The organism is Faecalibacterium sp. Marseille-Q4137, from assembly GCF_017377535.1.
In the GTDB taxonomy this organism is placed as follows: Bacteria; Bacillota; Clostridia; order Oscillospirales; family Ruminococcaceae; genus Faecalibacterium; species Faecalibacterium duncaniae.
The window spans coordinates 16164-29306 of sequence record NZ_JAFREK010000022.1 but is presented as its reverse complement, the minus strand read 5'-3'; the positions used below and the strand labels follow the sequence as shown (position 1 = coordinate 29306).

Here is a 13143-nt window from a genome sequence, read left to right as displayed (position 1 = left end):
TAGAATCAAGAAGGAGGTGTATTAGAATGGCAAATGCAGTCAATGTAAACTTCCGGATGGACCCAGACCTGAAACGCAGCATGGAAGAGGTTTGCGCCGAGATGGGACTTTCTATGACAACGGCATTCACGATTTTCGCCAAAAAAGTTTCCCGGGAGCACCGCATTCCCTTTGAGGTTTCCGCCGACCCGTTCTACTCGGAAAGCAACATCAATCATCTCCGCCAGATCGTCCACGACATCGATACCGGAAAAGCCAAACTCACTGAGCACGATTTGATCGAGGTAGATTAAATGAGATTGCTTTGGGAAGAGGAAGCATGGGAGGATTACTGCCTTTGGCAGACGCGAGACAAAAAGCTGCTGAAGCGTATCAACACACTTCTGAAAGACATCCAGCGGAACTCCTACGAGGGCATTGGAAAACCCGAGCCCCTAAAAGGTGATTTGAGTGGATGGTGGAGCCGCCGCATCGACGATACGCACCGCATTGTTTATAAAGAGCAGGACGGCAATATCATTATCGCATCCTGTTTCGGTCATTATAGTGACACTTAAAACATAAAAGGGTTGTTGTCGTGTGACAACAACCCTTTTTGTGAATGCAAATCAGTACTCCGCGCCCAGTGCGACCTTCATCATGTTGGTGAAGCTGGTCTGACGCTGCTCGGCGGTGGTGATCTCCGGGGAGACGAAGCTGTCGGAGATGGTCAGCAGGCAGGCGGCGTTCTTGCCCAGGACCTGAGCGTTGGCGAAGAGGGCAAAGCTCTCCATCTCCACACACAGGCAGCCGCGCTCATCCCGCAGCTTTTCCCAGTAGGTGGGCTTTTCATCGGAGGGCTGGCGATAGAACACATCGGAGGAATGGATGTTGCCCTCGATCAGGGGGATGCCCTGCTTTGCGGCGGAAGCACGCAGCTTGTCGTTCAGGGTCTGGCTGGGCAGGGTGAGATCCCCCTCAAAGCCGCTCTGGACCCGGGCATAATTGCTCTCGCTCACGGCACCGGCGGCCAGCACCACATCGAACAGCTTGGCTTTGTCGGTGTAGCTGCCGGCAGAGCCGATGCGGATGATGTTTTCCACATCGTAGAACTTGTACAGCTCGTAGGAGTAGATGCCGATGGAGGGCATTCCCATGCCGCTGCCCATCACACTGATGGGGCGGCCCTCATAGGTGCCGGTAAAGCCCAGCATTCCACGGACACCGGTGACCTGGCGGACATCCTTGAGGAAGGTATCCGCGATGAACTTTGCCCGCAGCGGATCGCCGGGCATCAGGACGGTCTTTGCGAAATCGCCTTTTTCAGCGCTGATGTGGGGTGTTGCCATAATCATTCTCCTTTTTGTTTGTAAAATAAACCTCTCCGGCGCTTCACGCCAGCATACGAGTTGCGGCTCCCAGCGTCCACTTCGTGCAAAGTATTGCACTCGTGTCCTGCTGGCCGCTGCCCCAACAACGCCTCCCTTCATCCGCCACTGGCGGCGGTCGTCGTTGTTGCCTGATAGGGGAGCCAAGTTTATGCTTCGCATTGCCGGAGAGGTTCTGTTCTGATTTATCGCTTTCCGGAGAACACGCTCTGCGGTGCGATGTACGAGCCATTGCGGCGGATCTCGAAGTGGCAGTGGTTGCCGGAAGAGCGGCCCGTGCTGCCCACATAGCCGATGAGCTGGCCCTGCCGCACGGTCTGGCCCGCACTGACCGCCAGAGACAGGCAGTGGGCATAGACCGTGGTATAGCCGCCGGAGTGGCTGATGATCACAGAATAACCATAGCCCGTACCGGCACCGGCCTTGTTATAACCCGCCTTGGTCACAGTGCCACCCGCCGATGCATAGATGGGCGTACCGGCAGAGGCACAGATATCCACGCCCTTATGGCCGCTGCTATACCAGCGTGAGCAGTTGCGGTAGCCCGGCACAGGCCAGATGAACTGACCGCTGCCACCGATGTATGCCGCCGCACCGTACTTCGTGACCTTCTTGGTGCCAACGACCACCTTTTTGTTCACCGGCTCCCGGATGGTCTCGGTGGAAAGGATGGTCTGCTCCAGCAGCACGCCATTGGTATCGTAGACGTTCTGCATGGTGACGCGGCGCAGGCCGTTCTGGCCCTCCTGCAGGGTCTTGGTGGTACCCTTGGTGTACTCGTTGGACTGGGTGGTCTCGGTGCCGAAGGGGATCTCCTCCTCCCGCGTCTCCACCTTGGTGATGCGGACTTCCAGCAGAGCCTCCTGCTTGGTCACGATCAGCTGGTCGCCCTCCTGGATATTGGAGTTCTCGGTCAGGGGAGCACCCTTGAAATTCGTATTCAGGGCACACAGCTCCCGGAAGGTCAGGTCGTTCTTCTGGGCAATGTCCCACAGGGTATCGCCCGCCCTGACCGTGTAGATCTTCTCCTGCTGCTGCACGCCGGTCAGCATATTCTCGATGGAATTGTCATCCTCAAAGCTGTCGTTGAAGTAGATTCCATCTTCCAGCGTCACATTTTTGTTAAAGCCCACGCTGATATTCTCGTCCGTCTGATCCTCGTAGGGGGCCAGCAGGCTCTCCAGATAGCTGCGCAGGGTGTCACCATCGGAGCAGACTGCCGTCAGTTCCCCGTCCAGATACAGGGCGGTGCCCTCACTGATCTGGTCACTGGCGCTCTGCAGAATGGCGTTCGCCGTCTCGCTCTCGTCCATGGTCTTGTGGGTCACGGAGATGGTATAGGTCGGCTCGATGGTCAGCTCGGTCTTGTCCGAACCGGCGTAGTTGATGCGCTGCATCACATCCTCTTTTGCGAGGTTGAACACTTCCTCATTGGCCACATAGCCAACGGTCTGGCCGTTCACCTGCACAGCCAGCGCATAGGGCTGGGCCATCGTCCTGTTCCAGACCGTGACGAACACGGCCAGCATACACAGGGGCAGGATGTACATTGCCGTCCGGGGCAGCAGGCTCAGGTTGCGCTTGAGCCCGCCCACAAAATAGCGCCCGGCCGCTTTTACGGAAGCACCAAAGCCCCGCTCCCGGCGCACGTCGTTGGCGTGGGCCGCCACAGCGCCGAGGCCCTTGAAGAACAGGTAAAGCGGTGCCAGCAGATCCTTGAACATCTGCGCCGCACCGGGAAAGGCTGTTGCAATGATGGTATGCCGGGCATTCCTGCACCAGCGGGCCAGTCTGTGGGCCACGGCAGCAATGCCGCGCCCTGTGCGCACCACCATGTACTCTGCCGCAAAGCCCAGTGCATAAAGTGCCTCGCCAACTGTCAGCACCACGGCACTGGCCCGCAGCTTTTTGGCCACATCATTCATGTGCCGCTGCGTTTTGCGGCGGAAACGGTGCCGCCGCAGCAGGCCGGAGATCTGGACCTTTGCCCAGAAGCTTCGCAGTTTTTCTCTGCCCTTCACCGGCGCTGCAGGAGCCTGGCTCTGCGGCTCCTTTGTTTTTTCTTCGATCAAAAGGGGTTGCTCCTTCCTGACGTTTTGGGTCGAAAGTTACAAATTCATATCAATTATACACTCTGCCCGGGCCGATACAAGGCTTGTCACAAAATTTGGGCAGAGCTTTCACAGAGGTTTCACCATATTTTCATATTTCAGCATCCAGCAATGCCCGCATATCCTCGGGCAGGGGGCTCTCCACTGCAACGGTGCGGGCGTGTTCCTCCACCGGCGTTTCCAGCCGGATGCCGCCGGGCACCTCGCTGTAAGCCGGCACCCGGAAACTCTGCCGGGCGCAATGGAGCGCCTGCCGGGCAATGCGGTCACGGTGCCCGCCGTAAAGGTCGTCCCCGGCCAGCGGGTGGCCGATGGACGCAAAGTGCACCCGGATCTGATGGGTGCGGCCCGTCACGGGAACACAGGCGGCAAGGCTCAGGCCCTGCGCTGCCTTTAATATGGTATACTCGGTGCGGCTGGGCTTGCCCTCGGGGGTCACGCACCGCCCGATGATGCTGTCCCCTCTCCGGCCAATGGGGGCATCGATGACTCCGGGGCCAAGGGGCAGTTCGCCCTCCACGATGGCGTAATAGAGTTTTTCCACGCCCTCGGCCAGCAGGGGCGCGGCATAGCCGTTCTTTGCGGCCAGTACCAGCCCGCTGGTGTCTTTATCGATCCGGTTCACCGGGCGGAACACCGGGCTTTCGCCGTGGGCAGCCGCCCAGGCGGCATAGCCGTTGGCCAGGGTGTCCCGGGGGTAGTTCAGTGTGGGGTGGACCGCCAGATGGGGCGGCTTTTCCAGCACCACGGCAAAAGCATCCTCGTAAACGACCCTGACCGGGATCTCAGGCTGGGGCTCCACGCCGGGGCCGTCGGCGGGCAGCGCAAAGCGGATCACCTGCCCTGCCTGCACACGGCGGTTGGCCAGAATGGGAACATCGTCCGCAAAAAAGCCGCTGCCATGGAATTTGACCGCCCGGGCCAGCTCCGTGGAGACGGCACACCGGCGCAGAAAGCCGCGCAGCAGCACGCCATCGGCTTCGGGCGGGACATTGAAAAGCAGCTGCATCCTTTGTTCCTCCCAAAAATTTCACGCCATATTTAGATTTATTATACCAAATTTCATCGTCACTTGCAAATCTTGTTTTTTTATGGTATCATGGGGAACGGAAAACGAGTGGAACATACGGCGGCGGGGCGGCTTTGACCGCTCTGAGGAAAGTCCGGGCCTCACAGAGCACGGTAACTGCTAACGGCAGCCGAGGGTGACCTCAGGGAAAGTGCAACAGAAAGGAAACCGCCGCAGCAATGCGGTAAGGATGAAAGGGCGAGGTAAGAGCTCACCAGCGCATGGGTGACTATGCGGCTTTGTAAACCCTACCGGAAGCAACGCCTATATGGGACGTACAGCGCTGCTCGCGTGTCCCGAAGGCGGCATGAGCCTGTCAGCAATGGCAGGCCTAGACAGATCGTCGTTTAATACAGAACCCGGCTTACGGTCCATCTCGTTTTCCATTTGGTGTATCTGCAGGGGGTTGTTAGAACCCTTCTTTGCCCCGCCGTCAGGCGCAGGGGCAGAGAAGGTTGATAACAGCCCTCTTTTCGTTTTGGCCAGAGTGTGGTATACTATCCTCACCACGGGAGCACAGTTGTTCTCCGTGGGCAAACAAGAGAGACAGGATGTGAAATCCTCCGATGAAAGATGGTTTTTTGAAAGCAGCAGCCCTCTCGCCCGCGCTTCGGGTGGCGGACTGCGCCTACAACACCCGGCAGATCCTCACGGAGCTGCGTGCCGCCGCCGCCCGCGGCGTAAAGCTGGCCGTGTTCCCTGAGTTCTGCCTGACCGGCTATACCTGCGGCGACCTGTTTTTGCAGCGCACCCTGCAGCAGGGAGCCCTGACCGGCCTGCAGGAGCTGCTGGATGCCAGCCGGGAGCTGGACACCGTGGCCCTTGTGGGCCTGCCCCTGATGGTGCGGGGCAAGCTGTACAACTGCGCTGCCGTGCTCTGCCGCGGGCAGCTGCTGGGTCTGGTTCCCAAAACGTACCTGCCCAACTACGGCGAGTTCTATGAAAAGCGGCAGTTCACCCCCGGTTCCACCGAGGTGGAGTGGGTGAATGTCTGCGGGCAGGATGTCCCCTTTGGCACCTCCCTGCTCTTCCGCTGCCGTCAGATGCCCAGCTTTGTGCTGGGCGTGGAGCTCTGCGAGGATCTGTGGAGCGCGCTGCCGCCCTCCACCTTCCACGCACTGGCAGGCGCTACCGTCATCGCCAACCTTTCGGCCAGCGATGAAACGGTGGGCAAGGCCGAGTACCGCCGGGCACTGGTGGAGAACCAGTCTGCCCGCCTGCTCTGCGGCTACCTGTACGCCTCGGCAGGCCACGGCGAGAGCACCCAGGACATGGTGTTCGCAGGCCACGACCTGATCGCCGAGAACGGCACCCTGCTGGCCGAGGTGAAGCCCTTTGCGGGCGGCCTTGCCGAGACAGAGCTGGACTGCCAGCGGATGGAATCGGAGCGGGCGCGCAACACCAGCTTTGAGCCCAGCACCGAGGGCTACCAGACCGTGGAGTTCGACCTGGCCCTGACCGACACCGTGCTGACCCGTTGGGTAGACCCCACCCCCTTTATCCCCCACAACGAGCAGCTGCGCGCCGAACGCTGTGAGCTGATTTTGAAGATGCAGGCCGATGGCCTGGCCAAGCGTCTTGAGCACGCCCGCGCCAAAACAGCCGTCATCGGCATTTCGGGCGGTCTGGACAGCTGCCTTGCCCTGCTGGTGGCTGTCCGCGCCATGAAGCAGCTGGGCCGCCCCACCACCGATGTGCTGGCCGTGACCATGCCCTGCTTTGGCACCACCAAGCGCACCCGCAGCAATGCAGAGATCCTTTGTGACGAGCTGCACGTCAGCTTTACCGAGATCGACATTGCCGCCACGGTGCACAGCCACTTCCGGGACATCGGCCAGGACGAGAGCGTGCTGGACGTGACCTACGAGAACGGACAGGCCCGCGTGCGTACGCTGGAGCTGATGGACACTGCCAACCGCACCGGCGGCCTGGTGGTGGGCACCGGCGACCTGTCCGAACTGGCACTGGGCTGGGCCACCTACAACGGCGACCACATGAGCATGTACGGCGTGAACGCAGGCGTACCCAAAACGCTGGTGCGCCACCTTGTCCGGTACGAAGCCGACATCGCCGCCACCCCGGCCCTGAAAGAGGTGCTGCTGGACATCCTCGACACCCCTGTGTCCCCCGAGCTGCTGCCCGCCAAGGACAACGGCGAGATCGCACAGCGCACCGAGGATCTGGTGGGCCCCTATGAACTGCACGACTTCTACCTTTATTATGTGCTCCGCTTCGGCTTTGGCCCGGCAAAGATCTTCCGGCTGGCCAGGGCAGCCTTTGCGGGCCGGGAGGAATACCCGGACGCGGTGCTTTACAAGTGGCTGCGCAACTTCTACTGGCGGTTCTTTGCCCAGCAGTTCAAGCGCAGCTGCCTGCCCGACGGCCCCAAGATCGGCAGCGTGACCCTCTCGCCGCGCGGGGACTGGCGGATGCCCAGCGATGCCTGCGCCGCCCTGTGGCTGGCCGAGCTGGAACAGCTGTTCCCCCAGAAGGATGCCTGAGCCATGAAGCAGAAAAAAAATCTCTGGGTCAATTTACTGTTTGCCGCTGTTGTTCTGGTGATCGCGGGGGTGCTTTTTTACCTCCGCAGTGCCGGGCAGAGCGGCAGCACCCTGGGCGCGGAGCTGATCTACGGCGATGCAAACACGGTGCAGAAGATCTCCCTGGACAAGGATGCCGTCTATGACATCGACACCGGCTATCTGACGGTGCACATCGAGGTCAAAGACGGCGCGGCACGGTTCATTGATTCCCCCTGCCCTGACCACATCTGCGAGAGCTTTGGCTGGATCTCGCAGGAGGATCAGACGGCCACCTGCCTGCCGGCACGGGCCGTTCTGACCATCGTGCCCCTTGCCTGAGGACATGTCAAAAAGGAGAATTCCTATGTTTGATGAAACTTCCCGTTCCCATATGGACGATGACAGCACCCGGCACATCCACCGGGGCCACCGCCCACCGGAAGAAAAGACTGTGGAGGTGGACAGCGCGGCCTTTTTTGCGCCGGAAACTGCCGCTCCCACCCCGCCGCCTGCACCGCCCAAGCCGCCGAAGCATACCGGCGGGCCTGCCCCGGAGTCAAAGCCCCCCCGCCGCAAGCCGGATGCAGATACCGGCGCGGCCAACCCGAAACGAGGTACTGTTTTGCTGATCGTACAAGCCATTCTGAGCATTGCGGCCTTCCTACAGCTCTGGCGCACCCAGATGCTGCCCGCGCTGTATCTGGTCATCATTGCGGCGCTGCTGGTGCTGTTCTGGCTGCTGGTCAAGCGCTGCCAGGAGTACAGCGCCCCCCGCAAGGTATCCCGGGTGTTCTCGGTGTTCCTGTGCGCCTTTCTGGCGCTGGGCTGTGTCTGGGCTCAGCAGGGCCTGAGTGCACTGGACAACGTGACCTCCGGCCTTGTCACCGGCACCGAGGCCAACAAGATCACCAAGGAGCCCTTTGTGGTCTATCTGAGCGGCGTGGACAACCGCGGCGAACTGACTGAAAAGGCCCGCAGCGATGTGAACATTCTCGCCGTGGTCAACCCCTCCACCAAACAGGTGGCGCTCATCAACACCCCCCGCGATTACTACGTTGATCTGGCGGGCACCAACAGCAAGGACAAGCTGACTCATGCCGGTCTGTACGGCGTGGAGACCAGCATGGCAACCCTGGGCAACCTGTACGGGGTCAATGTGGACCAATACCTCCGCATCAACTTTGCGGGCTTCATCAGCATCATCGATGCCGTGGGCGGCGTGGATGTCTACTCCGATCAGGCGTTCACCTCGGTGGGCAGCCCCGGCTACTATGACCCCACCACCTTTGCCGAGGGCTGGAACCATCTGGACGGCAAGAGCGCTCTGGCCTTTGCCCGTGAGCGCCATGCCTTTGCCTCCGGCGATATCCAGCGCGGCATCAACCAGATGAAAGTCATCGATGCCATGATGAACAAGATCAAATCCCCCACCGTGCTGATGAGCTTCTCCAAGCTGATGGATGCTGTGTCCGACTGCTTTGTGACCAGCCTTTCTCAGGAGCAGATCTCCGCACTGGTGCGGATGCAGCTGGCAAGCCTGTCTGACTGGGACATCCAGAGCTATACCGTGACCGGCACCGGCGGCAAGAGCTCCCAGTGCTACTCCGCAAAGGGTCAGAGCCTCTATGTGATGAAGCCGGATGAGAACTCCGTCAACCAGGCCAAGGAACTGATCGCATCCGTTCTGGGCGGCGAGGGCACCGTGAGCGATACCCAGCAGACCCCCGAAAAGACCGAGGTATACACCCCCACGGCCGATCCCAACGCGGGCACCTCTGTGGAAGAATCGCCCGACAGCGTCATTGTGGAGGAACCTGCCGAGAGCGTGCCTGCGGAACAGCCTGCCGATGAGCAGCCCGCAGAACCCACCCCCGAAGCGCCTGCCGAGAGCGAGGCTTCCACCGAAGCACCTGCTGAGAGTGAAGCCAGCAGTGGATCCACCAGCGGAGCAGAAACACCTTCTATCTCTCTGCCCACGCAGGAACAGGTGGAATCTGCTGCCAACTCCCTGCATCAGGCCGCTTCCACCGTGCTGGATGCTCTGTTCGGCTCCAGCAGCAGTGGAGAATAAAACAGAATAAAACAGCACAAGCCCCGGGCCTTGCAAAAGGTCCGGGGCTTGTTGTCTGCTGATTTTACAGGGAAGCGCGATTACTCAGCGTCGCCCAGCTCAAAGGTCTTGACAGAGACAGTGCCGTTGCGGCCAGCCTTGTCGGTGCGCAGATACTGGCGGGTGGTCTCGCCGTTGCTGGTCACGTCAGCAACATAGATCTGCTCGGCCTCGGCCTCGATGGGGAACTCCTCGGCCATGCCCTTCATGGGCAGAGCGCTCAGGTCTGCGTAAGCGTCCTTCACCTTCCACAGCTTCATGGTGTCGCCGTTGGACAGGGTGAACTCGCCGTAGCAGTCAGCGGAGTAGGTGGTGCCGTTCACATCCAGATCCTCGGTGCTGACAACGCTGGCGGCAGCGGCCTCGCTCTCGGCAGCTTCGCTGGAAGCGGCCACAGAGGAAGCAGCCTCGCTGGAAGCAGCGGAGGATGCGGTGGAAGATGCACTATTGGAGCAGCCAGTCATGGCAACAGCCAGCACAGCAGCGGTCAGTGCCAGACCCAGAGTACGATTGATTCTCATGTGATAGTCTCCTTCTATTCTGAAACCATATCAATTCCTGCGCCCGGCGTAAACTTTGTACGCACCGAGCGTGCATGTGCTAGTCTACCACAACTGACTATATTGTTCAAGACTTTGCACAAAAAATAGCCCTCTCGATCACGCTGTCGCATGACTGAGAGGGCCGATATTACTTCAGGATCTCCTGCAGCACGCTGTGGCCGTCCAGGCTGGAAGCGTCCACACCCAGATATTCACACACGGTCTGTGCAATGGTGCCAAAGCAGAGCCGGGTGCCCAAATCCACACCGGGCTTCACGCCCTTGCCGCAGACCAGATACGGCACATACTCGCGGGTATGGTCCGTGGTCTTGGTGTAGGAGGGGTCGCAGCCGTGGTCGGCGGTGATCATCAGCAGGTCGCCCTCCCGCATCCCGGGGATGAAGTCGGCCAGGAAGCGGTCAAATTCGGTGGCGGCGGCAGCATAGCCGGGCACGTCGCGGCGGTGGCCGTAGAGCATATCAAAATCCACCAGATTCACAAAGGCCAGGCCCTCGAAATCCCGGGTCTGCAATGCCTTGGTGAAGGCGATGCCATTGGTGTTGCCGGTAGTCTTGATCTTTTCGGTCACGCCCTGCCCGTCAAAGATATCAAAGATCTTGCCCACGGCGATGACATCCCTGCCGGCCTCCTTCAGCAAGTCGAGCATGGTGGCACGGGGCGGCTTCAGGCTCAGGTCGTGGCGGTTGGTGGTACGGTAGAAGGTCTCGGCGCTGCTGCCCAGGAAGGGCCGGGCGATGACACGGCCCACGCCGTACGCGCCCTTCAGCATCTCACGGGCGATCTCGCAGTAGCGGTAAAGCTCGTGCACGGGCACCAGCTCCTCGTGGGCAGCCACCTGGAACACGCTGTCGGCGCTGGTGTAGACGATGAGGGCATTTTCCTTCATGGCCTGCTCGCCGTAGTCCTTCAGCACCTCGGTGCCGGAATAGGGCAGATTGCAGAGGACTTTGTGGCCGGTTTTTGCCTCAAACTCCTGAATGAGCTCCTCCGGGAAGCCGTTGGGGAAGGTGGGCAGCGGGTTCGGGCTGACCACCCCGGCGATCTCCCAGTGGCCGATGGTGGTATCCTTGCCCATGCTCTGCTCCTGCAGGCGGGCAAAGGCACCGGCGGGCGCGTCGGTCTTTTCGCCCGCAGTCACACCGTCAATGTTGAACAGGCCCAGCTTTTTCAGGTTGGGGCAGTTGAAATTGGGATGCCCTGCAATGGCTCCCAGCGTGTTGGTGCCCTCGTCGCCAAAGGCGGCTGCATCCGGCTCCGCGCCGATGCCAAAGCTGTCCAGCACGATCAAAAATACACGCTTTTCCATATGTTTTCACTCCATTTTCCTCCGGGGCTGCCCCGGAACAGTCGCACTTTTGCTTACCCTCATTATAAGCAAATCCCGCCGGTTATGCAAGCGCTTTGTGGTGGAAAGTTTTTTGTTCAAACCTGATGAAATCTTAGCAGTTTCTTTGCAAAGATTTTTCTTGCGCTATTGTATCCAAGAGCTTATAATGTATAGTGGTATGGTTTGTTGAAACAGCCATATTGGCGTATACTGCCGCCGCGGGCGCAAAGCAATCACTGCCCGCCAGAGAGCAGCCAGCTTGGGCTGCTGCGTCAAGATAGAGAGCATTATAGCGTGAACGTTGGAGGTATTTTATGAGAAAAACGAAGATCATCTGCACCCTGGGCCCTTCTACCGATAAGGGCGATGTCCTGCGCGACCTGATCGCAAACGGCATGAACGTGGCCCGTTTCAACTTCTCCCACGGTTCCTACGAGGAGCATGGCGGCCGTCTGGCAAAGCTGAAAGCGCTGCGTGAGGAGCTGGGCAAGCCCGTTGCCGCCCTGCTGGACACCAAAGGCCCCGAGATCCGCCTGAAGGAGTTCAAGAACGGTGTGGAGATGCTGGAAGCCGGCCAGACCTTTACCCTGACCACCCGCGAGGTGGAGGGAACCAAGGAGATCTGCTCCGTCACTTACAAGGATCTGCCCCAGGACGTGCAGCCCGGCGGCACCATCATGCTGGACGACGGCCTGATCATGCTGCACATTGAGCAGGTCACCGACACCGACATCATCTGCACCGTGCTGAACAGCGGCAAGATCAAGACCAAAAAGGGTGTCAATGTGCCCGGCGTGCATCTGTCCATGCCCTACCTGAGCCAGAAGGACCGCGAGGACATCATCTTTGGCGTGCAGAACGGCTTTGACTTCATCGCTGCTTCCTTTGTGCGCACCGCTCAGGACGTGTACGACATCCGCAACCTGCTGAATGAGTACGACTCCAACATCCGCATCATTGCCAAAATCGAGAACCGCGAGGGTGTGAACAACATCGACAGCATCCTCTCCGCAGCCGATGCCGTCATGGTGGCCCGTGGTGACCTGGGCGTTGAGATCGACTTCACCGAGCTGCCCGGCATCCAGAAGGACATCATCGACCGCTCCTTCTCCTTCGGCAAGCCCATCGTCACTGCCACCCAGATGCTGGACAGCATGATGGTCAACCCCCGCCCCACCCGTGCCGAGATCTCCGACGTGGCAAATGCCATCTACGATGGCACCTCTGCCATCATGCTGTCCGGCGAGACCGCTGCCGGTGACTACCCCGTGGAGGCCCTCAAGACCATGTCCGCCATTGCAGAGCGCACCGAGAACGAGGAGCACTACCGCCCCCAGCGCCACGCCGAGATCCAGATCAGCGTCAGCGATGCAACCGCTCATGCTGCCTGCCTGACCGCCAAGGACGTGAACGCTGCCGCCATCGTCACCGTGTCCGAATCCGGCAACACTGCCCGCCTGCTGAGCAAGTACCGCCCCAAGCAGCCCATCATTGCCTGCGTCATGGACGAGCAGGTGCAGCGTCAGCTCTCCCTGAGCTGGGGCATCACTTCCCTGCTGATGGGCCCCGCCCACAGCACCGATGAGCTGATCGAGATGTCCACCGCTCTGGCCGAGAAGAACGGCTACCTGCACAACGGCGAGCTGACCGTTGTGACCGCAGGCGTGCCCGTGGGCGTTTCCGGCACCACCAACATGATCAAGATCCACATGGTGGGCAACTGCCTGGCCACCGGTGTGGGCGTGGGCCGCGGCAAGACCGATCTGGTCTCCGCCAGCGGCAAGGCCTGCGTCTGCCGCACTCTGGAGGAGGTCAAGGCAAAGTTCCGCCCCGGCATGGTGCTGGTCGTTCCCTCCACCAGCAACGAGATGCTGAGCTATGTCCGTGATGCCGCCGCTCTGGTGGTTGAGGAGCCCGGCCTGAACAGCCACGCTGCCATCGTGGGCAACTCCCTGCTCAAGCCCACCATCGTGGGTGCCGCAGGTGCCTGCAGCCACATCCGCGACGGCCTGGATATCGCTGTGGATTGTGTCCACGGCAGCGTCCAGCGCCTGCAGGCCTGATCCTGAAGGAG

The 13143-nt window shown here is 60.2% G+C and carries 11 protein-coding genes and 1 other RNA gene; 7 read left to right on the top strand and 5 right to left on the bottom strand.

The features are described 5' to 3' along the window. Positions 1 to 26 precede the first annotated feature (26 nt). Both J3353_RS10080 and J3353_RS10075 read left to right on the top strand, forming a co-directional pair. Positions 27 to 293: a type II toxin-antitoxin system RelB/DinJ family antitoxin gene (locus J3353_RS10080; protein WP_005931018.1), complete on the top strand. Its 267-nt coding sequence runs from the start codon at positions 27 to 29 to the stop codon at positions 291 to 293. Continuing rightward, positions 294 to 557, top strand: coding sequence for a Txe/YoeB family addiction module toxin (locus tag J3353_RS10075; protein WP_097773600.1), 264 nt, complete (start codon positions 294 to 296; stop codon positions 555 to 557). 51 nt (positions 558 to 608) lie between these two features. Here J3353_RS10075 and deoD read toward each other — a convergent pair whose 3' ends face one another. The 3 genes from deoD to J3353_RS10060 all read right to left on the bottom strand — a co-directional run bounded on the left by deoD (position 609) and on the right by J3353_RS10060 (position 4487). Beyond that, positions 609 to 1328: a purine-nucleoside phosphorylase gene (gene deoD, locus J3353_RS10070; protein WP_207684788.1), complete on the bottom strand. Its 720-nt coding sequence runs from the start codon at positions 1326 to 1328 to the stop codon at positions 609 to 611. 224 nt (positions 1329 to 1552) lie between these two features. Then, positions 1553 to 3439, bottom strand: coding sequence for a M23 family metallopeptidase (locus J3353_RS10065; RefSeq protein WP_207684787.1), 1887 nt, complete (start codon positions 3437 to 3439; stop codon positions 1553 to 1555). A gap of 130 nt (positions 3440 to 3569) precedes the next feature. Then, entirely contained in the window at positions 3570 to 4487 is a 918-nt protein-coding gene (locus J3353_RS10060) for an RluA family pseudouridine synthase (protein ID WP_207684786.1), read from the bottom strand. 105 nt (positions 4488 to 4592) lie between these two features. On the opposite strand from J3353_RS10060, the gene rnpB reads away from it, so the two are divergent. From rnpB to J3353_RS10040, 4 genes are all read left to right on the top strand, one after another. Continuing rightward, positions 4593 to 4930: RNase P RNA component class A (gene rnpB, locus J3353_RS10055), an RNA gene on the top strand. A 183-nt stretch (positions 4931 to 5113) separates the two neighbouring features. Then, entirely contained in the window at positions 5114 to 7048 is a 1935-nt protein-coding gene (locus J3353_RS10050; RefSeq protein ID WP_207684785.1) for an NAD(+) synthase, read from the top strand. A gap of 3 nt (positions 7049 to 7051) precedes the next feature. Beyond that, positions 7052 to 7408: a NusG domain II-containing protein gene (locus J3353_RS10045; RefSeq protein WP_117504707.1), complete on the top strand. Its 357-nt coding sequence runs from the start codon at positions 7052 to 7054 to the stop codon at positions 7406 to 7408. Positions 7409 to 7433: 25 nt separating this feature from the next. Then, entirely contained in the window at positions 7434 to 9140 is a 1707-nt protein-coding gene (locus J3353_RS10040; protein ID WP_207684784.1) for an LCP family protein, read from the top strand. An 80-nt stretch (positions 9141 to 9220) separates the two neighbouring features. On the opposite strand, the gene J3353_RS10035 is transcribed toward J3353_RS10040, so the two are convergent. Beyond that, positions 9221 to 9700, bottom strand: a complete 480-nt coding sequence (locus tag J3353_RS10035) for a hypothetical protein (RefSeq protein ID WP_179859179.1) — start codon at positions 9698 to 9700, stop codon at positions 9221 to 9223. A gap of 169 nt (positions 9701 to 9869) precedes the next feature. Continuing rightward, positions 9870 to 11048 carry a phosphopentomutase gene (locus J3353_RS10030; RefSeq protein ID WP_005931044.1) on the bottom strand — a complete coding sequence of 393 codons (1179 nt, stop codon included), beginning with the start codon at positions 11046 to 11048 and terminating at the stop codon, positions 9870 to 9872. 335 nt (positions 11049 to 11383) lie between these two features. Here J3353_RS10030 and pyk point away from each other — a divergent pair, with 335 nt between their 5' ends. Further along, positions 11384 to 13132: a pyruvate kinase gene (gene pyk, locus J3353_RS10025; RefSeq protein ID WP_117476045.1), complete on the top strand. Its 1749-nt coding sequence runs from the start codon at positions 11384 to 11386 to the stop codon at positions 13130 to 13132. Positions 13133 to 13143 lie beyond the last annotated feature (11 nt).